The organism is Campylobacter corcagiensis, assembly GCF_013201645.1.
GTDB classification, from domain to species: Bacteria; Campylobacterota; Campylobacteria; order Campylobacterales; family Campylobacteraceae; genus Campylobacter_B; species Campylobacter_B corcagiensis.
The window spans coordinates 529,381-555,672 of the sequence record NZ_CP053842.1; the positions used below are offsets into that span (position 1 = coordinate 529,381).

The window sequence follows — 26,292 nt, forward strand, 5'->3', positions numbered from 1 at the left end:
CCTTTTATTTTTCTTTTATATGGATAAATCCTTGTGAGAATATCTCTTTGATATGCTCATCTTTTAGGCTGTAATAAACCACCTTGCCAACTTTTTTGTTTTTTACCAAAGCGTTTTGCTTAAGAACTCTAAGCTGGTGAGATATGCTTGATTGGCTTGCATTAAGAAGTGCTGCTATATCACAAACACACATCTGGCTTTCGCTTAAAGCCCATAAAATCCTTATCCTAGTAGAGTCTCCAAAGACTTTAAAAAAATCCGCTAACCTTTCTAAACTCCCATCATCTGGCATTTTTTTAGCTACTTCTTTAACTATATCTTCATGTATAGTAGAGATAGAACAAAACTCAGAAGTTTTATCTAGATTGTCAGTCATATTTATATCCTTTCATATGAACATATATTCATATGAAATTGTAGCAAGGCGATTATTAAAATTTACTTAAATTTTATAAGAAAATGATTTTTATAAAAAGTTTGTTAAATTTAAGGAGTTTGTTTTTAAATTATCCTAAAATTTTATACTCATCCCTAAATTTAAATGTTATTAAATTTTGAAGTATTCCAAAAAGACTCATAAATGTTATAAAGCTACTTCCTCCATAGCTAAAAAATGGTAGTGGAACACCTACAACTGGTGCAAAACCTATGGTCATTAAGATATTAACACAAGCGTAGATAAAGATTAACACAGCTAAACCTGTAGCAACTGTACTAGATAGATAATCTCCTTTTAGTTTTAAATTTAAAACTAAAAGATGAAGTATTAAAAACAGATAAAGCGTCATAATTATGAGATTTCCAATAAAACCAAATCTCTCGCTACTATAAGCGAAGATAAAATCACTCGTTGCAATCGGTAAAAATTTAAAGTGAGTTTGAGTTGCTTCATCTTTTGGGCGTCCGCTCATGCCACCATTTCCGATTGCTACAATTGATTGCTTGACATGATAGCTTGGTTCTTCTGCTATGAAATCATGAATTCGTTTTTTTTGGTAGTCGTGAAGATTTGAGTAAAGAAGTGGGGAAGCTATTGATATAATTATAGCTAAGCTTATCCAAATTTTGGTCCTAACTCCTACAATAAAAAGAGTGATATATCCTGTAAGCAGGAGTATTAGTGCTGTTCCAAGATCTGGTTCTTTTACGATGAGAAAAAAAGGAAGTAAAATATAAAAGCTAAATTTGAAAAAATCTTTCCAGCCATATCCATCTTTGGGTGGTGGGTCTTTTTTGATAAGGTATGCAAGCATTAAGATAAAGGTTGGTTTCATTATTTCGCTTGGTTGAAGTGAAAAAGAGCCTATCTCTATCCATCTAGTAGCACCAAGTTTGGTGGTTCCAAAAAACTCAACCCCAAGAAGTAAAACTATGCCAAACCAGTAAATAAGCGGTATAAGCCACTGCATTTTTCTAAGTGGCATAAGGAAGAAAAACATAAAAACTAAAAAACCTATACTAAAGTAAAAGTACTGTTTCGTAGCAAGAGCTTCGTTTGCTTCACTTATTAATACATGTGATAAAATCACTATTGGAAGTACTAAAAAAGGCTGAATAAAATCAAAATGTGATAAAATACGCTTGTCAAACAGTATCAAAACTAACCCTTAGCTAAATTTAAAAAAGGGATTATAACTAAAAAAGGTATCAAATTGGATGAAATTTATGTAAAATTTAATGCACGATTAGATCAAATTTTAAGTAGTGAGCTTAAAATTTCAAGAAATAAAGCTCTAAATTTAATAAAAAATGGCGAAGTTTTTGTAGATGATGGGATTATTTTAAAAGCATCATTTCAGCCAAATTTAGGTGCTAAAATTTCACTAAATTTAAAAAAAGAGACTAAAGAGCTAAAAAAAGAGAACTTTAACATAGAAATTATCTATGAAGATAGTGAAATTTTAGTTATTAATAAACCTTCAAATTTAGTAGTTCATGGTGCAGATAGCGTAAAAGAGTATAGCTTGGTTGATTATTTAAAAGAGCAAAATTTCACTCTTTTTGATCCAAAAAGTATTAGAAGTGGTATAGTTCACAGGCTTGATAAAGGCACAAGTGGGGCTTTGGTTGTGGCTAAAACTGAGTTAGCGTATAAAAGTTTGGTATCTCAGTTTAAGGGTAGAATCACAGATAAATACTATCTTATGCTAACAGATTTGCCATTAAAAGAGAGCATAATAATAGATCGCCCAATAGCTAGAAATCCTAAAAATCGCCTTAAAAATGCAGTCGTTGATGGAGGAAGGCAGGCAAAATCAGCTTTTACAAATATCTACTCAAAAGGTAAAATTAACTTAATAGCAGCTAAAATTTACACAGGCAGAACTCATCAAATAAGAGTTCATCTAAATTCAATTAATAGACATATAATAGGGGATAATTTATATGGTTTTAAGAGGAAAAACGATAAAATTCAAACTTTAATGTTACACTCTTATATCTTATCATTTAACCACCCAAAAAGCTCTCAAAGGCTTACTTTTGTGGCTGAGTTAAAGGGTGAGTTTAAAGAGATGATAAATAAGGAGAGTATAAATGAAAAAATTTCAGCAAATTTTGTTATTTCTAGTTTTGAGCATCTTCATAGCTGGATGTGCATCAACTAAGGGTGGACCAGAAATTTTAGATGAGAATTTACCACCGATTATGGCTATAAGAACTGTAGTTTCTACTAGTTCAGTTGGTCTTGAGTGGGATGATCCAAAAGATCCAAATGTTGATGGTTTTTATGTTTATAGAGCTAAGTTAAATGAACCAATGAAAAAGATAGATACGATACAAAGTCGCTTTTCAACTCACTATCTAGATAGTGGTTTAGAACCATCAACTAGCTATAGATACTCGATGAAAAGCTATTCAAGTAGTGGGATGTCAAGAGATGGCGTGGTAGTTACAGCAACTACTGCTAAAGCTATCGAGTCTGTATCATTTGCACAAGCACTTTATGGGCTTCCAGAGCAAGTTAAACTGATATGGAGACCACATGCTAACCTTAAAGTTGATAGCTACATAATAGAAAGAAGCAAAGCTGGTGCAAATAGCTGGAGCAAGATAGGCGAAGTTAAAGGTAGGCTTAGTGCTGAGTATATAGATACTAAAGTTAAAAGTAACTCAAGCTATGATTACAGAATAAGAGTTAAAACACTAGATGGTGAAATCTCAGCTCCAAGTAAAATTTTAAATTCCACAACCAAAGAGCTTCCAAGTGGCGTTGTTGGTCTAAGTGCTACAACAGATCAGCCTAAAAAAATAGTCCTAACTTGGGATAGTCCTGCAAATGATCACTTCTCACACTATCAAATTTATAGCTCAAGACTACAAAGTCTAGGTTTTTTACCTCTTGCTAAAACAGATAAAAATTTCTATGAAGATCTTATAAACACAAACGATGCAACTAGGTATTATAAAGTTACTTTTGTAGATAAAGATGGTCTTGAAAGCCTAGCAAGCGATACGCCTGTAATGGGTAAAACCCTAGCTGCTCTTCCAGCTCCAGCTATGCAAGCCCCTATTATAAACAACAACACCATTGTTTTAAATTGGCAAACAAAATCTCCTACGCATAAATTTACCATTTTAAGAAGTGGTGGGGGAAGTGATAAAACTATAAGCGACATTACAAATAACTCATACATTGATAGTGATATAGTTAAAGGAAACACTTACAGATATAGCGTAATAGCAGTTGATGAGTATGGCATAAATTCAGATAGATCAAACAGTGTAAAAGTTGCTTACTAATGCCAAATTTCATCGCTAAAAAGTGTAAAAATTTAACCCTGCCTTTTGAAAAAGATGGGGTTAAATTTCTAAATTTGCTAAAGGGTAGAAAGGTTGATTTTATCCTAACTAGGGCAAATGAAGAGCTATTTTTTGTAACTGTAAAGAAAAAAGATGATGCTTATCTTTTTAAAGGTGAAAAGCTTACAAGACCTGCTAAAGTAGGTCTTTTACAAAAGGCTTTAGAAATTTTAAGAGATGAGTTTTGCTCTGAAATTTTAAATAATTCCATTAACTTTAACAAAAACTCACTTACAAAAAATAGCTCTATTATTATGAGTGAATTAGAAGCGATAAAAGCGCTAAATGGTAGAGAAAAAATCGCCATTGAGATAGGTTTTGGAAGTGGTAGACACTTGCTTTATAGAGCTAAAAATGAGCTAGATAAGCTTTTTGTTGGGATTGAAATTTATAAGCCTAGCATTGAACAAGTTGCAAAACTAGCAATAAAACAAAATATAGAAAATTTAGTTTTGGTAAATAGCGATGCTAGGACTTTTATAGATTTAGTTGGTTCAAATTTAGTTGATACAATATATGTTCATTTTCCTGTTCCATGGGATGATTCTCCTCACCGTAGAGTTATAAGTGGCGAGTTTATGAGTGAAATTCAAAGAATTCTTAAAGTTGGTGGTACTTTTGAACTTAGAAGCGATAGTAGAGCTTATGTTGATTACTCTTTGATAAAATTCCTTGATATGGATGGTGTAAGTATTAAGGTGCATAAAAACAGAGACCTTGAAATTTCAAGCAAATATGAAGATAGGTGGAAAAAGCAACTTAAAGATATCTATGATGTATGGCTTAAAAATTTAGTAAAAAGTGGTGAAAAAAGTTGGAAAGATAGGCTAAAATTTGACATTTTAGACATAAATTTAGTTAAACAAAATTTTAGACATAAAGTTACTAAATTTAGCGACTTTTTTCTAAATTTTGAAGAAATTTATGAATTTGATAGTGGCGAGCTTTTGATAAAGCTCTCATTTGGTGCATTTGATACGCCTGGTAATTATTTTATTAAAATTTCTAAAGATAAAACCGAGTATTTTATCGCTAAGCCACTTCCAACAGATATGAATTTAAAAGCACACGAAAAAGTTAAGGAGCAACTAGCTAAATGGCAGATATTATAAATGCAAAAAACCTTGTTTTAAGCTATGATACGCCTGTTATTAAGGGTGCAAGCTTTTGTGTTAAATCAAATGACTTTATAGTTATAACAGGTGAGAGTGGAAGCGGAAAAAGTACGCTTATTAAGTCTTTTTATGGTGGTATTAAGGTTGATTCAGGTGAGCTTGATGTATGTTTTTATGATATGGCTAGCCCAACAAGCAGGGATTTAAAAGAGCTAAGGCAGAAAATAGGTATTGTTTTTCAAGATTACCGCCTTATAAATGAGTGGACTATAGAAAAAAATGTCATGCTACCACTTTTAATACAAGGTCATAATAAAACAATGTGCAAAAAACAGTCTGAAAATTTACTAAATTTTGTAAAACTTGGACATAAAATAGGGCGTTATCCTTTGGAGTTAAGTGGTGGAGAACAGCAAAGAGTTGCTGTTGCAAGAGCTATGGCACACAATCCTCAACTTCTACTTTGCGATGAGCCAACAGGAAACCTTGATGAGGTTTCATCTAATATGGTTTGGGATTTTTTGCGTTCTGCAAAGGAGCTTTGGGGGGCGTGCGTGATAGTTGTAACCCACAGAGCTCCATCAACTCTAAAGTTTGACTTTAGGCATTTTGAAATAAAAGAAGGAAAAGTAATTGAAGGGCTTTAAGACTCATTTTGGCGTTATTATTTCACTTGTGGCGCTACTTTTTTCAGTTCAGTTTGTAATTTTTACCTCAAATTTAGTAGATAAATATGAAGATCTTATGAAGAGCGAATATAATATTATAGCTGTTGCAAAAGGTGATTTAAACGCTACTAGCATTAAGGATATAGAAAATGTTACAAAAATAGATCCAAGCGATATGCTAAACACTCTTGATGGTAAAATTTCTAAAAATAGCCTTGAAAAGCTAAAAACCACTCTTCCAAATTTCTACTCTATAACGCTAAATATATTTCCTGATAAGGCTAAACTTGATGAAATTTCAGCTAAACTTATGAAAATTGATGGAGTTAGTAGGGTTGAAGTTTTTGCAAAAGCTCACAGTAGTATTTACAAAATTTTGCTACTTATTAAAAATATAGTGATGCTATTTTCAGCTTTGATTATAGTTCTTGGAGTTATGCTTATGTTTAAGCAGATGAGAATTTGGCTGTTTGAGCATAAAAAAAGGGTTGAGATTATGACTCTTTTTGGTGCACCGTACCTTATCAAAAGCTTTATTTTATACAAAATGGCAGTTATTGATAGTGTAATTTCAGCTCTTATTGTAACTGTAATTTATGCTTATTTACCAAATTTAGCAAATTTTAGAGCAATTTTTGATCTTATTCAAGTAGTGCCTAATACCATAAATTTACCTTATGATGCTCTGTTTTTACTAGGTTTATCGCTTCTAATTTCTGTTTTAACAGTAAGTATTGTTATGCTTAGCATTAAAGAAGGAAGGTAATTTTGAGAGTTTTATCTGTTTTTGTGCTAATTGTGAGCCTTCTTTTTTCAGCTCCTACAACTAAAGATAAGATTGATGATACAAACAAAGCTTTGGCAAAAAGTAAAAAAGATGAAGTAAATCTCAATAAAAAAATAGATGATTTAGGAAAGCAAATTTTAAAGCAAAACAAAGAGCTTGAAAAGACAAAAACAAAGATAGATGAAATTTCAGGTTTAGTTATAAATTTATCCGAAAAACATAAAGAAGAAGAGATTAGGCTTAATAAATTAAAAGAGCAAAACGCTACTTTGATTAGTTCAAAACTAAGCCTTGAAGAACAATTAGTTGATCTTATAGCAAATGATTTTTCTTTGAATTTAGTTCAAGATAGTGATATTAAAAGTAGCCAAAGCTTAATCTCAAATGAGATATTTAAAAGTTTAAATAGTGTAGTAAATGACGAATTTAAGGAGCTTTTAAAAGATTATGAAAAAACCTTAAAAAACATCAGTGATAAAAATAGTGAAATTTCAGCCATAGAAAATAGTTTAAAAGATTATAACGCAAAAAAAGATGAGCTTTCTAAAACGCAAAAGAAAAAAGAGAGTTTGGTTGCAAATTTAGCAAAAGATAAAGAGGACTACATCTCAAGATTAGAAAAAGCCACAAATACAAGCAGTGCTTTGTCTAAGACTTTAGCTGAGTTAAAAATCATAGATGATAAAGAAGAGAGACAAAAGGCTTTAAAAGCACAAGAAAAAGCAAAAAAAGCACGAGAAAAAGCAGCTACTAGTTCTAAAAAAGATGAAGAGCCACCTGTTGTGGTTAGTAGAGATAGAAGAGTTGATGATATTGATAAAAAAGTAAAGCTTTATGGTTCAAGCTATCAAGAAAGTAGAGTTAAAAAATATAAAGGACCTAAGACAATCTCTCCTATAAAAGGTGCTGTTTTAAAAAGAAATTTTGGTAACTATATAGACCCAGTTTATGGTATTAAAATTTTTAATGAAAGCATTATTTTAGGTTCAAAAACTCCAAATGCTCAGGTCCAAAATGTATTAGATGGTAAGGTTATTTTTGCAAAATCAACGCCCATTTTAAATAATGTTATCATTGTAGAAAACGCTGATGGCATTCATACAATTTATGCTCATCTTAGCCAAATAGCACCAACTATAAAAGTTGGAAGCAGGATAAAAAAAGGCTATGTTATAGGACGAATAAGTGATGAGTTAACCTTTGAAGTTACGCAAAAAAATTTCCATATAAATCCACTTGATCTTATATCTTTGTAGTTAAATTTTAAATTTATAGATATTTATTATGGTGGTTTAGTTTGTTATGAAATTTTAAACTCTTTTTGGGTATAATCAAAGGTTTAAATATAGATAAATGGAGATGATATGCAAAAAAGAGTATTAGTTAAATTTTCAGGTGAAGCTTTGGCTGGTGGAAACGGCTTTGGAATAGATACAAATATTTTAAAATTTATAGCAGGCGAGATAAAAGAGCTAGTAGATGCAGGTGCTGAAGTTGGTATCGTAATAGGCGGTGGAAATATCGTTCGTGGTGTGGCAGCTTCTGCTGGAGGGATCATAAAAAGAACAAGTGGCGATCACATGGGTATGCTTGCTACAGTTATAAATGCTATTGCAGTTAGAGAGTCTTTAGAACACGCTGGTATTGATGTTAGAGTTCAAAGTGCTATCAAAATGGAAGCAATTTGTGAGACTTTTATCATGGGTAGGGCAAATCGCCATTTAGACAAAGGTAGAGTTGTGATCTTTGCAGCTGGAACTGGAAATCCATTTTTTACAACAGATACAGCAGCCACTTTAAGAGCTATTGAGATAAATGCTGATATGATTATTAAAGCTACAAAAGTAAGTGGAGTTTATGATAAAGATCCAAATAAATTTAGCGATGCAGTTCTTTTAAATCATTTAAGTTATGAAGAAGCGATGAAAGATGACATCAAGGTTATGGATGATACTTCAATAGCATTAGCTAAAGATAATTCTCTTCCTATCGTGGTTTGTGATATGTTTAAAAGTGGAAATTTAAGGAAAATAGTAGTTGATGATGATACATCGTTTTGTTCAGTAGTATCAAATAACAGATAAAGGATAAAAATGAGACCAGAAGAAATAGCAGCAAAAGCCCTAGAATCAGTAAATGGAGATAGATATAAACTATCTTTAATGGTTGCAAAAAGAACAAGCGAGCTTTACTCAGGAGCTAAAGTTTTAGTAAATGTAGACACTAGAGGGCTTAAATTTGCAGATATTGCACTTTTAGAGATTGCAGAGGGAAAAGTAGAATTAGATGGAATTATTGAAGCAGAAAAATGATGCTGATATTGAGAGATTTTTAGACGATATTGTAAATGTCTCTACCATTGATGATGCTAAAGAGCTTTTTCATAAATTTAAAGAGCCAAAAGATACTTTAGAAAAAGCTATTGAAATTTGTGTAAAAGAGCACAACGGGCAGTTTAGAAAAAGCGGTGAGCCTTATTCGGTTCATCCTATACTTGTTAGTTGTATTGTTGCTTTTATGGGCGGTGATGATGATATGATTGTCGCTGCACTTTTACATGATGTGGTTGAAGATACAAGTTATGATCTTCAAAGTGTAAATGCTGTATTTGGTGACGGGGTTGCTAAGCTTGTAGAAGGTCTTACTAAGATTGTAACGATTAGAGAAGATAAATTAGCTCCATCAAGCGATAAAAACGCAAAGCTTAGAACTTCAGCTCTAACTTTTAGGCGTATGCTTTTAATATCCATTGAAGATGTTAGGGTTTTGGTTGTTAAGCTTTGTGATAGACTTCATAACATGCTTACTCTTGAAGCACTTCGTCCTGATAAGCAAAAAAGAATTGCTGAAGAAACTCTTGTTGTTTATGCGCCTATTGCTCACAGGCTTGGAATTTCATCGATTAAAAACATCTTAGAAGATCTGAGTTTTAAATATGTAATGCCAAAAGAATTTGAGATGATAGACTCATATATCAACGAGCACAAACAGCAACTTCAGATGAGTTTAAACAAATTTAGCCTTAAAATAACAGAGCTTTTACTTACAAATGGCTTTAGTGAAAATAGCTTTGATATCCAAAAAAGAGTCAAGCACTACTACTCTACATATCTTAAGATGCAAAGAAAAGGAATTTCTATTCAAGAAGTTCTTGATCTTTTAGCTGTTAGGGTTTTGGTTAAAGATGTGAAGGATTGCTACCTTGCTTTAGGAGTAATTCACTCAAATTTTAACCCTTTAATCTCTAGGTTTAAAGACTATGTAGCCCTTCCTAAACAAAATGGATACCAAACTATCCACACGACAGTGTTTAATGAAAGCATGATTATCGAAGCTCAAATTCGCACCTTTGATATGCATAATACTGCAGAATATGGTGTTGCAGCACACTGGAAATATAAATATAGCGGACAAAGCCCAGTTTTAGTTAATCCTAGACTCGATTGGCTAAGTGATATCTCAAATAAAGATGATGTTCCAATATCTAGCGATGAAGAAGATGGTCCAGAAGATTTATATGAGTATGCAAAAGATAGTCTTTATGCTGAAGATATCGCAGTTTACTCCCCAAAGGGCGGAATTTTTACTTTGCCTAGGGGTGCAACAGCCCTAGACTACGCTTATGAAATTCACTCTCAAGTAGGTCTTAAAGCTGTAGAAGCATATGTCAATAGAGTTCGTGTTCCGCTTCTTACTGAGCTTAAAAACGGAGACATTGTTCATATCATAACTGGAAATGAAGCTCACTATAGATGTAGTTGGTTAAATTCAGTCAAAACTGGTAAAGCAAGAGCTACTATTAAAGGCTTTTGTAAACAAAAACTAAAAGAGCTAAATAACGAAATCGGCATAAAGATGCTCTCAGCGATATTTGAGACAAATGAAACTGAAATTTTATCATGGTTAGATAGTGAAAATTTAAGCAAAAAAGCTGGTAAAGTATCGTATGACTCTGAATTTTTAAAAGATGCTGTAAATGCTTTAAAGAAAAATGCTAAAAAAGATAAGTACATTATAGAAAAGCAAAAATTTGAAAATATAGTCGTTTACTCAAATTTCAAAGTAAATTCTGCAGAATTTGACTACTGTTGTAACCCAAAAAGGGGCGATAATATCGTAGGATTTAGAGATGGTGATCGAGTTACAGTTCATCATAGATTTTGTGATAGAGCGTCAAATTTGATGAGAGATGGTAAAGAGATAATCTTTGTAAAATGGACAAGAAACGCTCCTCATAGATATAAAATCATCCTGAATTTAGAGAACAAAAGAGGCTCACTTGCTGAGTTTTTAGCATATATAGCAAAACTTCAAGTTGATCTTGTAGCTATAAATTTAAACGAAAACGAAGAGACGAAGTCGGACTTTTTTGTGCTTATTATTGAACTTCATGAGAGTTTAAATATAGATGATATCAAAACTAAGATAAAAAGTAGATATAAGATAGTTGAATTTACTTCACTATCTGATGCTTATAACTAAAATTAAAGGAATATTATGGATTTAAATAGTGTTTTTACGGAGTTAAAAAAGGGAATCGCTGAGATTATTGATGAAGATAAGATAAAAGATATGATTAGAAATTTCTATGAAAAAGGTGAAAATTTCTATGTTAAAATAGGCATGGATCCAACCGCACCTGATCTTCATTTAGGTCATACTGTAACTTTACAAAAGATGGCTTTTTTACAAAAGCACGGGGCTATTATACAGTTTTTAATAGGTGATTTTACAGCTAGAATAGGCGATCCAAGTGGTAAAAGTGAGACCAGAAAAATGCTAAGTAAAGATGAGGTTTTAAAAAATGCCAAAACTTACGAAGAGCAAGTTTTTAAAGTATTAGATCCAGCTAAAACTAAGATAATGTTTAACTCAGCATGGGATGAAAAACTAAAAGCTTCTGATATGATAGCTATTGCTAGTACTTATAATGTCGCTAGAATGCTAGAGCGAGATGATTTTGAAAAAAGATTTAAAAACGAAACGCCAATATCAATAAGTGAGTTTTTATACCCTTTACTTCAAGGCTACGATAGCGTTGAGATGAAATGCGATATAGAAATGGGTGGAAATGATCAGAAATTTAACCTTTTAATGGGGCGTCATATGCAAAGAGTTTATGGTGTGGGAAAAGAACAAGCCATTATCACAATGCCACTTCTTGTTGGACTTGATGGTGTAAATAAAATGAGTAAATCTCTAAACAATTACATAGGTGTTACTGAAGAGCCAAATTCTATGTATGCGAAGGTTTTAAGTATTAGTGATGATTTGATGTGGGACTGGTATGAGCTTTTAAGTGAAAAAAGCTTAGAAGAGATTTCAGAGCTTAAAAAGAGCGTAGAAAGTGGTAAAATTCATCCAAAAGCAGCTAAAGAAAACCTTGCTTTAGAGATAACAAAGCGTTTTTATGATGAACAAACTGCTAAAAATGCAAAAGCTGAGTTTGATACTGTTTTTTCAGAGCACGCTCTTCCTAGTAATATGGATGAATTTAGCGTAGATGGTGAAATCTGGGTGGTAGAGGCGATTGTAAAGTGCGGTTTAGCTAGTTCAAATTCACAAGCAAGACGCCATATAAATGCAAATGCGTTTAGTATCAATCAAGAAAAGGTTAATGACGATCAGCTAAAATTAGGAAGTGGAAGCTATATTCTTCAAATTGGCAAAAGGAAATTTGCAAAACTAAATGTAAAATAAAGGCAAGATATGAAAAGCATTAAGATAGGAAAGCACGAGATACAATATCCAATTTTTCAAGGTGGAATGGGACTAGGAATTAGCTGGGATAGGTTGGCTGGCAATGTCAGTTTAAATGGTGCTTTAGGTATCATAAGCTCGGTTGGAACTGGGTATTATGAAGATAGAAAGTATTCTAAAAAAGAGATAAATTCAAAACCTTTAGGCAGTGAGAATTTTTACTCAACCCAGGGTCTTAATGCAATCATAACCAACGCTCGCAAAATTTGCGGACAAGCCCCAATTGGCGTAAATATAATGTGTGCTTGTAATGACTATGGTAGAATGGTTGTAGATGCCTGTGAAGCTGGGTTTAATATCATAGTAAGTGGTGCAGGACTTCCTACAAATTTACCAGAATTTACACAAAAATTTAAAGATGTAGCTTTGGTTCCTATCGTATCTTCAGCAAAAGCTTTGAAGATAATTTGTAAAAGATGGAAGCAAAGATATGATAGATTACCTGATGCTGTTGTGCTTGAAGGACCACTGAGTGGTGGTCATCAAGGCTTTACTTATGAGCAGTGTTTAGATCCAGAATTTCAGTTAGAAAAACTTATTCCAGTGGTTAAAGAGGAGATAAAAAACTGGGGTGATTTTCCACTTATTGCAGCTGGTGGAATTTGGGATAAAAATGATATTGAAAAGGCGATCTCTTTAGGTGCTGATGGTGTTCAGATGGGCACTAGATTTATAGGTACTTTTGAGTGTGATGCAGCTGATGAGTTTAAAGAGATTATATTAAATGCTACAAAAGATGATATCAAGCTAATTAGCTCTCCTGTTGGCTATCCAGCGCGTGGTGTACAGACAAATTTGCTTGATTTGGTTAGTAAAAAAGAGGGACCAAAAATACAGTGCATAAGCAACTGTGTAACTCCATGTGAACGAGGAAAAGGGGCTAAAAAAGTAGGGTATTGTATAGCAGATAGACTCTATGATGCTTATGCTGGCAAAAAAGAGAGTGGGCTATTTTTTAGTGGTGCAAATGGATATAGATTAAACGAGATTATTTCAGTTAAAGAACTTATAAGCAAGCTAGTTAATGGAGAGTAGTTTGGGATTTTTAAGGATTTTTCTTGTTTTTATAATTGCTACTTTTTTAAGTGCTGCTGATTTTAGCAACTTTGATAGAAATTTTGATTTAGCAAGTAAAGCAGAAAAGGAAGTTTTTCATAAAGAGCTAAGAAGCATTTACATTGAAGCTATGACAAAAGGAACTAAAAGCGATAAGATAGCGGTTTTAGAGCGACTTATTCACTCTTCTAAAGCTTTGGGTCTAAATTTTAAGGGTTATGAAAATGATCTCAAAAGCTTAGGTGGTAGTTATGATAGATATCTAAATTCTAAAGTATCACCAAAAAAAGAGCGTTCTATACAAGCAGATACACAGCCAAAAAAGCAAGTTGTGCTAGATCAAAATTTTGTACCTGAAGTTTTAGACTTTACAGAAGATAAACCTATTAAAAAAGTTCAAAAAACAGAGTCGCCTTCAAAAATAGAAACGCCCTTAGAAAAAAATCCACCTTTAGATGATAATGTCACACTTAAACAGCTAAATTTGATGAGTGTTGATAGGGTTGATGGTGGAGTGGTTTTAAATTTTAACCGACCTTTAGTAAGTGGTGAGATGAGACAGTTTGTCTTAGATAATAACGCTTATAGAAATGTTGTTGATTTTAAAGCTGGAAATTATGCTACGATTAGTAAGATAGAAGGTAGTGGAGCTAGTGAGATTAGAATTGCCCAGTATAATCCAAAAATAGCAAGAGTTGTTTTTACAGATAGTAAAAAATTTGATATTCTTATAAAAAGTGATGGAAAAACAGTTACAATAACATCTTCAAATCTTACAAAAGCTATAAACCAAACCCCAAAAGTAGCAGAAATAAAAAAACCTACTAAAAAAGAAAACATTAAATCAAAAGAGTCGGTCAAAAAAGAGCCTGCTAAAGTAATAAAAAAGGAGTCTATTAAAAAAGCCACAACTAGCTATAAACCAAGACTTATTGTTATCGACCCAGGTCATGGTGGAAAAGATCCAGGCACAATGGGAGCTGGACTTAAAGAAAAAGATATTGTTTTAAATATCGGCAAGGACTTAGGTGCTGAACTTACTAAAAGAGGCTATAAAATCGCATACACTAGAACAACTGATAAATTTATAAGCCTTAGAAATCGCACTGCGTTTGCTAACAAAAAAGATGCTGATCTTTTCATCTCTATCCATGTAAATGCTGGACCAAATAAAAATTCTAAACTAAGTGGTGTTGAGACATTTTTTCTAAGTCCAGCAAGAAGTGAGCGAAGTAAAAACGCAGCAGCTTTGGAAAACAGAGGCGACATTGAAGATATGAACTATTTTTCACAGCAAACTTATCTAAATTTCTTAAATCGTGAAAAAATTATCGCTTCAAATAAACTTGCGATAGATATTCAAAAACATATCTTAAACAGAGTTCAAAATAGGTATAATATGAAAGACAGTGGCGTTAGAGAAGCGCCATTTTGGGTTTTAGTTGGGGCTACGATGCCTGCTATTTTAATTGAAGTCGGATATATCACAAGCAAAAATGACAGCAAACACCTTGGCAAAAGAGCTTATCAAAAAGATGTCGCAAACGGCATTGCAAACGGTATAGATGCATATTTTTTAAAGAACTAGCATGCAGTACAAGGACGGTGTTTTATACTCTAGTAAGTTTTTGGATACTTACTATAGTGTTGCTTCACCATTTGAAGAGAGCTCGTTTGTTTTTACAAATTTAATAGATGAAATTTGGGATGAAAAAGATAGCTTTATCGTCGCAGAACTTGGCTTTGGAGCTGGGCTAAATTTCTTAAATTTGGTTAAAAAATTTAAAGGTTCTAATAAAAAACTTCATTTTGTTAGTGTTGAAAAATTTCCTTTTTCAAGGCGAGAACTAAAAACAATTTGGGATAAATTTAATAAATTTTCTCATCTTAGCAAAAAACTTATCAAAAAATACCCTAAATTTAGGGATGGATTAACCCGTATAAATTTTAGTAAAAACATAACTGTTGATATCTATTTTGGAGATATTAAGGATGCTTTAAAAGAGTTTGAGTTTAGAGCTGATATTTGGTTTATGGATGGTTTTGCTCCATCTAAAAACCCAGATATGTGGAGCTTAGAAGTTTGTAAAGGTATAGCAAATTTAAGCAAATACGGCACAATTCTATCCACTTATAGCGTCGCAAGAAGCGTGAGAGAAAATTTAGAAAAATCAGGCTTTAGTGTAGAAAAAAGATCTGGTTTTGCAACAAAAAAGGAGATGTTAAGGGCTAAATTTTTAAGTGATGATTTATCTTTTAGTGACTTATGCTTTAGCGCTCCAAATTTAAACCAACCTAAAAATGTTTTAGTTATTGGAGCAGGCATTGCTGGTATTGTAACGGCTTTGAAATTTCAAAATGCTGGTTTTAGTGTAAAAGTAGCTGAAAAAAACAAAGAAGTTGCCTTAAATGGTAGTGGAAATTTAGTCGGAGCTTTAACGCCACTAATTACTCAAAAGGGCGTAAATTTAGGCAAGATGCATTTAAGGGCTTTTTTCTTAGCAAGAAATTTTTATAAAAAACACGCTAAAAACTATGCTAAATTTGGTGGGTCTAAAGAGTTTGCGTTTAGTAAGAATTTAGAAAAAAGATATAAAAATAGTATTTTCACTCTAAAAAATGATGAGCCATATCCATCTATTTTCATTAAAAATGGCACTAGTATAAGACCAAAAGCACTTTGTGATGCTCTATCAAAAAAGTTAGACATTTTGCTAAATTTTGAGTTTGTTAGTTTAGAAAAGCTTGAAAATAGCTGGAGGGTTAAATTTAAAAATGGTGAAATTTTAGATGCAGATATGGTTGTTTTTTGCATGGGTAGTCATAGCGAAGAGCTGTTTGGCGGTGGGCTAAGTCCAAAGCTTAATTTTGATGAAAGCGTTTTGATTAGTTCTGTTCGTGGGCAAGTTACTTGGATAAAACAAAGGGTTAAAACCAACTCTTCTTTATCTGCTCGTGGCTATATTTGCCCAGCTTATGATGGCATTCAAGTAGTTGGTGCAACTTATGATAGAGCACTTTACTGTGATGAGGCGCGAGTAATGGATGATGCTAGAAATTTAGAGAGTGTGGCTGAGTTTTTATGTGATAAAAAGTGTGAAGTTTTAGGCTCAAAGGTAGGGTACCGTTCATATAGTGGCGATAGATTTCCTATAATTGGGCCTTTGGTTGATGTGGAATTTTTTAAGAAGAATTATAAAGAACTCCACTGGAAAAAAGAGCCAAAAATAAAACCTAAGTTTAAAGACGGGCTTTTTATAAACACTGCGCATGGTGCAAGAGGGCTTGGAACAGCTATTTTAGGTGCTGAGATGATTTTGGATTATGTTTTAAATAGACCTTTTTGTATAGAAAAGTCCTTAAAAAACGAGCTTCATCCAGCTAGATTTTTAGTTAGAAAACTTAAGAAGGGGTTGATATGAGAAAGATTTTACTGCTTATTTTGGCTTTGGTTTTGCTTTTTGGTGGGATTTTTATCCTTTCAAATGAAGCTATTAGGAAAGATTTAAAAATTATATCATTTTTGGTCTTGCTTATTGTTTATATTATTTCTTTGGTTGTTATAGCTATCGGAGAAAAAGATGTGGTAAAAGAGCCACTTATGAGTGCGATGCTTATAGCACTTGTGGCTGGTTTTATGAGTGGGTTTTTTATATCAAGCAAGTGGTATATTGTAGGTTTTGTGATAAGTTTGTATGTTGGTTTGGTTGTGGCACTACAGGTTAAATTTCAAACTTTTTCTAATAAAACTTATAAAATAAAAAGTGACATAGATGAGCAAATTTAATATCTCTATTGTGGTTATTTGGGTAGTTTGCCTTGTTTTAAATTTGGGACTATTTTTAGATATTTTTTCATATAGTGGTGGGATTTTTGCCTCTATGTTTTGGTTTTTTATGAGCATACTTGTTTTGATTTTGATATATACTGCTAATATTTCAAAATTTATAACTGGGCTACTGCTTATATTCGTTGGATTTTGTGGCGGATATTTTACAAGTTATTTATACTTTGGTGTAGCTGATATAAATGCACTTTCTATGGGAATTTTATCAGCTATAATAGCTGTTAGCTTAAGGTTTGGCGTAGCAGTTTTATAGTATGCTTTATAAAACTGCTAGTATATTGTTTTAATATATTAACTTAGCCTCTAAATTTAGATTTTTTAGACTAAATTTAAGGCTAAATTTTATTTTACTCGCCCCAGATCTCTTTTGCTAATTCTTGTACAAGCCTAATCTTTGCCCATTGCTCATCTTCACTTAGTTCATTTCCCTCTTCTGTCGATGAAAATCCACACTGAGTACTAAGCAAAAGCTGGTCTAATGACACAAATTTGATAGCTTCTTTAACTCTAGCTTTTATGCTATCTTTATCTTCAAGCTCTGGAAATTTAGATGTTATAAGCCCTAGGACAACTTTTTGATCTTTGATATATCTTAATGGCTCAAATCCACCTGAGCGGTCATTATCATACTCTAAGAAAAACATATCAACATTACATTTACCAAATAGTACTTTAGCTACACTTTCATATCCACCACTTGAAAACCAAGTCGAGCGAAAATTTCCACGACAAACATGAACGCTTACTATCATATCATCAGGTTTTGCTTTTACTATCTCATTTAGCATCCAGACATAGTTATCTTTGATTTTTTCTAAATTTACTCCTCTAGCTTCATAAGCTTTTACTTTCTCAGCATCGCAAAACTCACCCCAAGAAGTATCATCAAGTTGTAGGTGTTTACAACCAAGTTTGTAAAATTCTTTCATAGCGTCTATGTAGGTGTTGGCGATGTCTTTATAAATTTGATTATCATCTTTAGCATAAATTTCTATAGGCTCATAGTTTTCTTCTCTAACGCAAGGTATTAAGTGAAGCATAGATGGACTAGGAATGGTCATTTTGGCATTTTGTGTCAAATTTGCTAAAAATTTGAAGTGATTTAAAAATGGATGGCTTTTATCAAAGTGAATTTTATCTTCAATCACAATAGTATTTGCTTTTGGTTTATTACCTTTAAATTCTACTGACCATTTGCTGGCTTTTACTCTTTTTATTCCACCAATAAATGATAAAAAGTCAAGATGCCAGTACTCTCTTCTAAACTCGCCATCAGTGATAAATGGTAAATTTAACTCTTTTTCTTTTTCAACCAACTCTTTTATGCACTCATCTTCTATTTCCTTAAGGTCTTGTGCTGAAATTTCACCACTTGTAAATTTAGCCCTTGCTTCTTTTAGTTTTTTGGGTCGTAAAAAACTGCCAACTATATCGTAAGAGTATTTGCTCATAAATTTCCTTTAAACAAAATTTGAAAATTATATCAAAAGATAGATAAAAATGTTATAAATATTTTAAAATTAAATGCTATAAAGTTTACAAGTCCTTAAATTTAAGGACTTGTAAGGTGGGAATTTTAGTTTTTTTCTATTGATTTTTGTAAAATTTGAGTTGCTTTTTCAATACCAGCGAATTCTTTAACCTTAACCCATTTGTTTGGCTCAAGATCTTTATATCTCTCAAAGAAATGCTTTATCTTATCAAGAGTTATCTTTGGAAGATCATCAATACTTTTTATATTTTCATATCTAGGATCTATTTTTGTAGTTGGAACTGCTAAAAGTTTCTCATCCATTCCAGCTTCATCTTCCATTACTAAAACACCAATTAAACGGCAAGGTATCACACTTCCTGCTTGAAGTGGGTACTCATTTAATACCAAAATATCGGCTGGATCTCCATCGTCAGCTAAAGTATTTGGCACAAAGCCGTAGTTTGCTGGGTAAAACATCGCTCCATATAGTACGCGGTCAACCATAACAGCACCGCTATCTTTATCGACTTCATACTTTACATTTGAGCCATATGGTATCTCTATAACTGCGTTAATCTTATCAGGGTTTGAGCCTGCTTTTATCTTGCTTAAATCCATCTTTTACTCCGCTAATTTTACTCTATCAACATCAATTTTATTGTTTTGATTTGATTCCTCATCAACTTCGCCATAAATTTCTAAAAAAGTACTCTCATTTGCAGTTACACCGCCCCAGTCATCATCGTCAATTTCTATTATTATAGTATCGCCGTTTTGATCTCTAAACTCATATTTTTCATCGCCTAAGGCTTTATTTATATAGCCTCTTAAGGTTACCTTTTGATCATCTTTTGCTTTTAAAACCTCTTTTACAGAGCTTATATTTTGAGAATTTTTTGAACTTACAAATCCACCAGCAAAAGCTAAACTTGCTGCAACCAAAGAAATTACTACTATTTTTTTCATTTTTTCTCCTTAATTCATCTGTTTCATTATCTCTGAGACAATAATCTCATTCATTTCGCCAACTATTTCTTCTACTGTTCTTTCGCCATCTATTGATCTATATATTTTTTTATCTGTATAAAATTTGCGAATATCTTCAATTGGTTCTAGGAAAACTTTCATTCTGTTGTTAAATACTTCTTCATTGTCATCAGCTCCTCTTGCTCTACCTAAAACTCTATCTTTTGCAGTCTCTTCGCTAACTGTTACTTCTATGACGCTTATTAAATTTATACTTTTTTTCTCAGCCATAACTTCATCAAATTTAGTCATTTGCTCAACGCTTCTAGGAAAGCCATCTATGATGATAAAATCAAGCTCTGAATTTTCAATAGCTGATACTATGGTGTTTACAACCACATCAAGAGGAACAAGATTTCCTTGATCTATGTAGCTTTTTATCTCATTTCCAAGTTCGCTACCACTTGCTACTTCAGCTCTAAGCATATCTCCTGTTGAGTAGTGTGCAACGCTTTGATTCATCTCTTTAATTGCGCTTGCATCTGTTGTTTTACCGCTTCCTGGGGCTCCGATTATTAGAAATAGATTTTTCATTTATTCTCCTTTTTAATTACTCTAAGTCCTAGCTCTTTTAACTGCTCATCACTTGCCTTACTTGGGGCTTTTGTCATTGGACATTGCGCTCTTTGGGTTTTTGGAAATGCTATGACATCTCTTATAGAACTTGACTTTGTAGCAAGCATGATAAGTCTATCAAAGCCGATCGCAATACCGCCATGTGGTGGAGCTCCAAAACTAAGAGCGTCAAGCAAAAAGCCAAATTTATCTCTTTGTTCAGTTTCATTTATGCCTAACTTAGCAAAGACCTTTTGCTGGATATCATTTTTGTGAATTCTTATACTTCCACCGCCTAGTTCAACGCCATTTAAAACAACATCATAAGCTACACTTGTGATATCATCTATATCATCATCTATATTGTTTGGCATAGTAAAAGGGTGGTGCATCGCTGAGTAGCTTCCATCGTCATTTTCTTCAAACATAGGAAAATCTATAACCCATAAAAATTCCATCTTGTTTTGATCTATAATGCCCATTTCATTAGCTAAGAAAATTCTAAATCTTCCCATATAATCAAGCACTACTTTTTTCTTACCAGCACCAAAAAATACAACATCGCCTACTTCTAGCTCGCATCTTTTTACAAGTTCATCTAATGCTTCTGGTGCGTCTTCAAAAAACTTAACTAGCGGACCTTTTAAGCCATCTTCTTTTACTTGAATAAATGCTAACCCGCTTGCTCCAAATTTACGAACAAAATCTTCAAAACCTTTCATTTGTCGTTTACTAAAGATATTATCGCCATTTGGAACTCTTAAGGCTTTTATTCTATTTCTTTTTTTATCACTTGCTATTTTGGTAAAAATTTCATTTGAGCACTTTTCAAATACATCATCTACATCTACCATTTTAAGGTCATATCTAAGATCTGGCTTATCACTTCCATAAATTTCAGTAGCATCTTTGTATGTCATGATAGGAAATGGTGTATTTACTTCGTATCCGCAAGCTTTAAAGATATCTTTTAAAACCTCTTCGCCAACTTTCATTACATCTTTTTGCTCGCAAAAGCTCATCTCTATGTCTATTTGAGTAAATTCAGGCTGGCGATCTGCTCTTAAATCTTCATCTCTAAAGCACTTTGCTATTTGAAAATATTTATCAAATCCAGCACACATTAAAAGCTGTTTAAAAAGCTGTGGACTTTGTGGTAAAGCATAAAACTCGCCATTGTAAACTCTGCTAGGAACTAGATAATCCCTTGCTCCTTCAGGTGTTGCTTTTGTTAAAATCGGAGTTTCAACTTCAACAAATCCAAGTCTATCAAGAGCGTTTCTACAAGCCATAGCAGCTTTTGATCTCATCTTAAAACGCTCAAAATTCTCAGGTGTTCTAAGATCTAAAAATCTATACTTAAGCCTTGTTTCTTCGCCAACTTCTTTATCTCCTAAAACAAAAGGCAAGGCTTTACTTGGGTTTTCTATCTTTAGTTCATCAACTACTACTTCTATTTCACCTGTTTTAAGTTTAGGATTTGTAAGCCCTTCGCCTCTAGCTCTAACTCTACCTTTTGCTTTTAACACAAACTCATTTCTTACTGTGTTTGCTATCTTATAAGACTCTTTACTATCTGCTGGATCACAAACAAGTTGTAAAAGTCCTGTTCTATCTCTTAAATCTATAAAGATGATACCGCCGTGGTCTCTATAAGAGTTTACCCAGCCACAGATAAGAACCTCTTTACCTATGTCATCTTTTGATAAATCAGTACAATAATGACTTCTCAAATGCATTCCTTTGTAAAAATATAGCTCACATTATACCTAATTTTGTTATAATAGTGCTTATGAATATAAAGAATTTACACGAAAATCTAAAATTTGCAGGCATCATTGCTAAAAACCCAAGTAGCGCTCTTGAAATTTCTGAAATTTTAAGAGAATTTAAAATAGAATCGCTATTTGAAACTAAAAGTGCAAAAGCTTTGGGCTTAAAACCCTACTCGTTATGTGAAATTTCAAAATTTACAAATTTCATTATCTCAGTTGGGGGCGATGGAACGCTTATTGGTGCTTGTAGAGAAGTGGTTGGCAAATGCAACTTTAATCCATATATCTTAGGCGTTTATGATGGAAATTTAGGATTTTTAACAGATATTAAAATTTCAGAATTTAAAGGCTTTATGAGTGAGTTTTTAAAGGGTGAGTATAAGGTTGAGCACCCTTTAATGCTTGAAGCTAGGTTTTATAAAAACTCTCAGTTAGTCTCTACAAAGGTTGCTTTTAATGATGTTGTATTTACTAGAACAGCAGTTTTATCAATGAGTAGCGTTGATGCTTATCTTAATGGAGAGAAATTTAACTCATACTACGGAGATGGCGTGATAATCAGCTCACCAATTGGCTCAACTGCATATAATATGAGTGCAGGCGGACCAATAATCTATCCTTTAAGTTCTGATATTTGTATAACTCCGATATGTTCTCACAGTCTTACACAACGCCCTTTAGTTATCTCAGGCTTTGCAAATTTAAGCTTTAAAAACTCTAGTGGAAGTAAAGTAGGAGTAGTTATTGATGGGCAAAAGATCTATGATATGGATAAATTTGATGAGATTTTTGTTGGGCTTGGTAAAAGTAGTGCAAATTTAATAAGACATATCGGCAGGGATTATTTTGCTGTTTTAAGAGATAAACTAAACTGGGGACATATAAAATGATAACTAGGCTTTTGATTAAAAATCATCTAAGCTTTAAAGAAGTTGAGCTTAAATTTGATAAAGGACTTAGCGTATTTACTGGAGCAAGTGGGGCTGGTAAAAGTGTGCTAATGGAGGCGATTTTAGCTGCTTTTGGTCTGGTAGAAGCTAGTGCAAGTTTGATAGAAGCTGATGTAAATTTTAAATTTGATATGAGTGAGTATGGCATACTAAATGAGCCTATAAATTCTTTTAAAATGGTTAAAGAAAAAAGCACTAGATATTTTATAAATAACCAGTTTGTTGCTAAAAAAAACTTAACTCAAATAGCAAATGAGCATATAAAGTATTTAAGCGTAAGAGATACTAGCGAATTTGAAAACAAAAATTTACTAAATTTGCTTGATAATATAGCTATAAAAAACAGCAAAACTCACAAGAAAAATTTAACACATTTAGCCCAAATTTGGAAAGAATTTAGCGAAGTTAAGTCTGAGTTAGAACGCATTAAAGCTGAAGAGTTAAAGCTTGCTGAACTTAAAGAATTTGCTAAATTTGAGATAGAAAAAATAGAGAAAATTTCTCCAAAAGTTGGCGAATTTGAAGAGCTTATGGAGCTTAAAAAGCTTCTTTCTAAAAAGGATAAGATAGAATCAGCCTGGAGTGAAGCATATGGGATTTTTAGCTTTGAAAGTAGGGTTGTGGAGGCTTTAAGAATAAGTGGTCAAGACGCTAGTTTTTTTGAAGAGGCTATGAATGAACTTAGGGCTAAAAAAGATGAGCTAAATTTAGATGAACTTGAAAACATTGACATAGAAAAAACTCTTGATAGGATAGAGGATTTAAGCTCTTTAGAAAAAAGATATGGCAGCATTGAAGAGGCTTTAAAAGCACTTGATAGAAAAAAGTTTGAGTTAGCACACTATGAAAATATAGAATTTACAAAAAATGATCTAGAAAGAAAATTTAAAGAGTTAAAAATTAATCTAGAAAATTTAGCAAATTTAGTAAGTAGTGAAAGAAAAAAAGCTAAAATTCCACTTGAAAAACTTTTAAATTCATATCTAAAAGAGCTATATATGAGTGATTTAAAAGTTATATTTAGTAGTAAAAATATAGACAATTTAGGATCTGATAGTATAGGATTTGAAGTTTTAGGTACAGAACTTAAAAATTTAAGTTCAGGTGAGTTAAACCGCTTAAGGCTTGCTTTTATAGCAAGTAGTGTGGATATTTTGGGCTTTGCAAATGGAGTTTTGATTTTAGATGAAATAGATGCAAATTTAAGCGGAAAAGAGGCGATGAGTATAGCAAATGTGCTTACAAAACTAGCTAAATTTTACCAAATTTTTGCAATTTCTCACCTTCCACAGCTTAGTTCCAAAGCTAACTCACACTTTTTAATCACAAAAAATAACGAAATTTCTAGCGTTACAAAACTTGATGAAAATGCCAAAATAACAGAACTTGCAAGGATGATTAGTGGCGAAACTATAAGCCAAGAAGCTATAAATTTTGCCAAAAAACTAAAAAATGACTGAAATTTAAGCTTTGGTTTGCCAAACTTAGTTAAAATTGTGGGTTATATTAGAAATAAGGATTTATCTTATGATAATAGATACCCACTGTCACCTAGATGATAAGCAGTTTGATGCTGACTTAGATGATGTTATAAAACGAGCTAGATGTAGCGGAGTAGGAAACATTATTATTCCAGGTGCGGATATAAATGATGTTAAAAAGGCAAGAAATATAGCTTATGCTTATGATGATGTCTTTTTTGCAGTAGGAGTTCATCCATATAATTTAAGTGATTGGGATGAAGATAGGCTCTTAGAATTTGCAGATGATCCAAAGTGTGTAGCAGTTGGAGAGTGTGGGCTTGATTACTTTAGGCTTAAAGAGGACTTTCAAAGTGATGAAGAGCGTATTGCTGAAAAAGAGATGCAAAAAAAAGTTTTTATATCTCAAATTCGTTTAGCTACAAAGCTAAAAAAACCGCTCATTGTTCACGCAAGAGATGCAAATCAAGATGTGTATGATATCTTAAAAGAGCACGGTAAAGATTTAGTTGGTGGTGTTTTTCACTGTTTTAATGCAAGTGAGTTGCTTTTAGATTTTGAGAAATTTTACTATGGTATCGGCGGGGTTTTAACATTTAAAAATGCTAAGAATTTAGTAGAAATTTTACCTAAAATTCCTATCTCAAAGTTACTCGTAGAAACAGATGCACCATACCTTGCCCCCACACCAAATCGTGGGAAGAGAAATGAACCAAGTTATACGACACTTGTAGTTGATAAGATGTCTGAAATCTTGGGTTTTAGCGTAAGTGAGATTGAGAGTATAACTACAAAAAACGCTAAAGAGCTTTTTAAAATCAAGGAGTAAATTTGAGATTTATATCAATTTTTTTATTTACATTTTTGTTTATAGTGTCGGCTAAAGCTGATATTATAAGCGAGGTTTTAGAAGAATTTGCTATAAACAATACAAAAGCAAACAGAGATAGTGTTATAAATATACAAAAATCAATAACACAAGATGACATTAGGGATTTTAAATCAACTTTAAAAAGTAAGCCAAACAACGCTTATATCGTTAAAAGAGAGATAGAAAAGATAGATGCACCAAAATTTCTAATGTTTTTGGCAATGACAGAGTCAAGATTTACAAATTTTGCTACTTCGGATAAAAAAGCAGCTGGAATGTGGCAGTTTATGCCAAAAACTGCTAAAGCATTTGGACTTGACATAAATGCTCATGTTGATGAAAGAAGAGATCCTTTTTTGTCAACCGATACAGCTTTTGCATATATTGCTACACTAAATGGTATGTTTGATAATAAATGGTATTTATCGCTTATGGCTTATAATTGTGGTGATGGGTGCATGAGAAAGACTATTAAAAATTTAGGAACTAATGATTTTAGTGCTTTACTAAATAGCTCAATCACCCCAAAAGAGACCAAAGGGTTTATAAAAAAGATTATAAAATACACAATAATCTCAAAAACACCACATATAGAGTCCGTTTTGGTAAATTTAGAGCCAAATGTTGAGATTGAAAAGATAAAAGTTGATGGTGGGACAAAACTTTCTAGTGTTGCTAAAAGTATAGGCGTTCCAGTTGAGGATATGAAAACTTACAACCCACATATCAAACAAGGAGTTGCTCCAAGTACAAATGAAACCTATCACTTTTATATACCAGAAGATAAGTTAAATTTATATGCGTTAAACTATATCGGCAAGCTTATAAGAGGCGAAAAAGAGCTTGATAAGAGATTTGAAATTCATAGAGTTGCTAAAGATGAAACACTTAAAGATATAGCGGATAAATGGAGTGTTAAAGTGGCTGATATTAAAGAACTTAATGGATTAAAAAGCGATAAAGTTGTTGTTGGATATGAACTTAAAATTCCATTAACTAATCTAGCATTAAATGATAATAAAAAATACAGTATCGGTTCTGCATCCAAAACTAAGAAATTTGATTTTAGAAAAGGCAACATTGTTGCTTTAAGTGATTTGTAAATTAGGAGATTAGTATTGTTTTA

At 32.6% G+C, this 26,292-nt stretch carries 26 protein-coding genes; 19 read left to right on the forward strand and 7 right to left on the reverse strand.

The features are described 5' to 3' along the window. Positions 1–4 precede the first annotated feature (4 nt). Positions 5–292, reverse strand: a complete 288-nt coding sequence (locus tag CCORG_RS02795; RefSeq protein WP_425321212.1) for an ArsR/SmtB family transcription factor — start codon at positions 290–292, stop codon at positions 5–7. A gap of 214 nt (positions 293–506) precedes the next feature. Beyond that, positions 507–1,598 carry an FtsW/RodA/SpoVE family cell cycle protein gene (locus CCORG_RS02800; RefSeq protein WP_025802948.1) on the reverse strand — a complete coding sequence of 364 codons (1,092 nt, stop codon included), beginning with the start codon at positions 1,596–1,598 and terminating at the stop codon, positions 507–509. Positions 1,599–1,652: 54 nt separating this feature from the next. Between CCORG_RS02800 and CCORG_RS02805 the strand changes: the two genes are divergently transcribed. The 15 genes from CCORG_RS02805 to CCORG_RS02875 all read left to right on the forward strand — a co-directional run bounded on the left by CCORG_RS02805 (position 1,653) and on the right by CCORG_RS02875 (position 17,287). Then, positions 1,653–2,606 (forward strand): RluA family pseudouridine synthase, encoded by a 954-nt coding sequence (locus CCORG_RS02805; protein WP_025802947.1) that lies wholly within the window; start codon positions 1,653–1,655, stop codon positions 2,604–2,606. Continuing rightward, positions 2,536–3,741, forward strand: coding sequence for a fibronectin type III domain-containing protein (locus CCORG_RS02810; RefSeq protein WP_025802946.1), 1,206 nt, complete (start codon positions 2,536–2,538; stop codon positions 3,739–3,741). Before CCORG_RS02805 ends, CCORG_RS02810 begins: the two co-directional genes overlap by 71 nt. After that, positions 3,741–4,913, forward strand: coding sequence for a tRNA (guanosine(46)-N7)-methyltransferase TrmB (gene trmB / locus CCORG_RS02815; protein WP_025802945.1), 1,173 nt, complete (start codon positions 3,741–3,743; stop codon positions 4,911–4,913). Before CCORG_RS02810 ends, trmB begins: the two co-directional genes overlap by 1 nt. Further along, positions 4,898–5,563 carry a cell division ATP-binding protein FtsE gene (locus CCORG_RS02820; protein ID WP_025802944.1) on the forward strand — a complete coding sequence of 222 codons (666 nt, stop codon included), beginning with the start codon at positions 4,898–4,900 and terminating at the stop codon, positions 5,561–5,563. Before trmB ends, CCORG_RS02820 begins: the two co-directional genes overlap by 16 nt. After that, positions 5,550–6,350: an FtsX-like permease family protein gene (locus tag CCORG_RS02825; protein WP_025802943.1), complete on the forward strand. Its 801-nt coding sequence runs from the start codon at positions 5,550–5,552 to the stop codon at positions 6,348–6,350. Before CCORG_RS02820 ends, CCORG_RS02825 begins: the two co-directional genes overlap by 14 nt. A 2-nt stretch (positions 6,351–6,352) precedes the next feature. Continuing rightward, positions 6,353–7,627 carry a murein hydrolase activator EnvC family protein gene (locus CCORG_RS02830; RefSeq protein ID WP_025802942.1) on the forward strand — a complete coding sequence of 425 codons (1,275 nt, stop codon included), beginning with the start codon at positions 6,353–6,355 and terminating at the stop codon, positions 7,625–7,627. A 108-nt stretch (positions 7,628–7,735) separates the two neighbouring features. Then, a complete protein-coding gene (gene pyrH, locus CCORG_RS02835; protein ID WP_025802941.1) occupies positions 7,736–8,455 on the forward strand; it encodes a UMP kinase in 720 nt (239 codons plus the stop codon). Between the two features lie 9 nt (positions 8,456–8,464). Continuing rightward, entirely contained in the window at positions 8,465–8,683 is a 219-nt protein-coding gene (locus CCORG_RS02840) for a DNA-directed RNA polymerase subunit omega (protein ID WP_034971442.1), read from the forward strand. Next, positions 8,658–10,853: a RelA/SpoT family protein gene (locus CCORG_RS02845; RefSeq protein WP_034971440.1), complete on the forward strand. Its 2,196-nt coding sequence runs from the start codon at positions 8,658–8,660 to the stop codon at positions 10,851–10,853. The genes CCORG_RS02840 and CCORG_RS02845 overlap by 26 nt, the downstream gene beginning before the upstream one ends. A 15-nt stretch (positions 10,854–10,868) precedes the next feature. Next, entirely contained in the window at positions 10,869–12,071 is a 1,203-nt protein-coding gene (tyrS, locus tag CCORG_RS02850) for a tyrosine--tRNA ligase (protein WP_025802938.1), read from the forward strand. Between the two features lie 9 nt (positions 12,072–12,080). Beyond that, positions 12,081–13,166 carry a nitronate monooxygenase gene (locus tag CCORG_RS02855; RefSeq protein ID WP_025802937.1) on the forward strand — a complete coding sequence of 362 codons (1,086 nt, stop codon included), beginning with the start codon at positions 12,081–12,083 and terminating at the stop codon, positions 13,164–13,166. A 1-nt stretch (position 13,167) separates the two neighbouring features. After that, complete coding sequence (locus CCORG_RS02860) at positions 13,168–14,775, forward strand: N-acetylmuramoyl-L-alanine amidase family protein (protein ID WP_025802936.1); 1,608 nt, start codon at positions 13,168–13,170, stop codon at positions 14,773–14,775. 1 nt (position 14,776) lies between these two features. Beyond that, on the forward strand, positions 14,777–16,609 hold the full coding sequence (gene mnmC / locus CCORG_RS02865) for a bifunctional tRNA (5-methylaminomethyl-2-thiouridine)(34)-methyltransferase MnmC2/FAD-dependent 5-carboxymethylaminomethyl-2-thiouridine(34) oxidoreductase MnmC1 (RefSeq protein ID WP_025802935.1): 1,833 nt from the start codon (positions 14,777–14,779) through the stop codon (positions 16,607–16,609). Then, positions 16,606–16,974, forward strand: coding sequence for a hypothetical protein (locus tag CCORG_RS02870; RefSeq protein ID WP_025802934.1), 369 nt, complete (start codon positions 16,606–16,608; stop codon positions 16,972–16,974). Before mnmC ends, CCORG_RS02870 begins: the two co-directional genes overlap by 4 nt. Further along, positions 16,961–17,287 (forward strand): hypothetical protein, encoded by a 327-nt coding sequence (locus tag CCORG_RS02875; protein WP_025802933.1) that lies wholly within the window; start codon positions 16,961–16,963, stop codon positions 17,285–17,287. The genes CCORG_RS02870 and CCORG_RS02875 overlap by 14 nt, the downstream gene beginning before the upstream one ends. Positions 17,288–17,381: 94 nt before the next feature. Here the strand turns inward: CCORG_RS02875 and CCORG_RS02880 are convergent, their stop codons facing one another. The 5 genes from CCORG_RS02880 to aspS form a co-directional block, all read right to left on the reverse strand. After that, positions 17,382–18,485 carry a 5-methyltetrahydropteroyltriglutamate--homocysteine S-methyltransferase gene (locus CCORG_RS02880; RefSeq protein WP_025802932.1) on the reverse strand — a complete coding sequence of 368 codons (1,104 nt, stop codon included), beginning with the start codon at positions 18,483–18,485 and terminating at the stop codon, positions 17,382–17,384. A 125-nt stretch (positions 18,486–18,610) separates the two neighbouring features. Then, complete coding sequence (gene ppa / locus CCORG_RS02885; RefSeq protein ID WP_025802931.1) at positions 18,611–19,126, reverse strand: inorganic diphosphatase; 516 nt, start codon at positions 19,124–19,126, stop codon at positions 18,611–18,613. Positions 19,127–19,129: 3 nt separating this feature from the next. After that, positions 19,130–19,474 (reverse strand): NirD/YgiW/YdeI family stress tolerance protein, encoded by a 345-nt coding sequence (locus CCORG_RS02890; RefSeq protein WP_025802930.1) that lies wholly within the window; start codon positions 19,472–19,474, stop codon positions 19,130–19,132. 9 nt (positions 19,475–19,483) lie between these two features. After that, the gene (locus CCORG_RS02895; RefSeq protein WP_025802929.1) at positions 19,484–20,068 is read right to left on the reverse strand and encodes an adenylate kinase; all 585 of its coding nucleotides are present in this window, start codon (positions 20,066–20,068) and stop codon (positions 19,484–19,486) included. Next, complete coding sequence (gene aspS / locus CCORG_RS02900) at positions 20,065–21,822, reverse strand: aspartate--tRNA ligase (protein WP_025802928.1); 1,758 nt, start codon at positions 21,820–21,822, stop codon at positions 20,065–20,067. Before aspS ends, CCORG_RS02895 begins: the two co-directional genes overlap by 4 nt. Positions 21,823–21,881: 59 nt before the next feature. Between aspS and CCORG_RS02905 the strand changes: the two genes are divergently transcribed. The 4 genes from CCORG_RS02905 to CCORG_RS02920 all read left to right on the forward strand — a co-directional run bounded on the left by CCORG_RS02905 (position 21,882) and on the right by CCORG_RS02920 (position 26,269). Beyond that, positions 21,882–22,754, forward strand: coding sequence for an NAD(+)/NADH kinase (locus CCORG_RS02905; protein WP_025802927.1), 873 nt, complete (start codon positions 21,882–21,884; stop codon positions 22,752–22,754). Next, positions 22,751–24,274: a DNA repair protein RecN gene (locus tag CCORG_RS02910; protein ID WP_025802926.1), complete on the forward strand. Its 1,524-nt coding sequence runs from the start codon at positions 22,751–22,753 to the stop codon at positions 24,272–24,274. The genes CCORG_RS02905 and CCORG_RS02910 overlap by 4 nt, the downstream gene beginning before the upstream one ends. 67 nt (positions 24,275–24,341) lie before the next feature. After that, entirely contained in the window at positions 24,342–25,124 is a 783-nt protein-coding gene (locus CCORG_RS02915; protein WP_025802925.1) for a TatD family hydrolase, read from the forward strand. A 2-nt stretch (positions 25,125–25,126) separates the two neighbouring features. After that, the gene (locus CCORG_RS02920; RefSeq protein WP_034971470.1) at positions 25,127–26,269 is read left to right on the forward strand and encodes a lytic transglycosylase domain-containing protein; all 1,143 of its coding nucleotides are present in this window, start codon (positions 25,127–25,129) and stop codon (positions 26,267–26,269) included. The last annotated feature ends 23 nt before the right edge of the window (positions 26,270–26,292 follow it).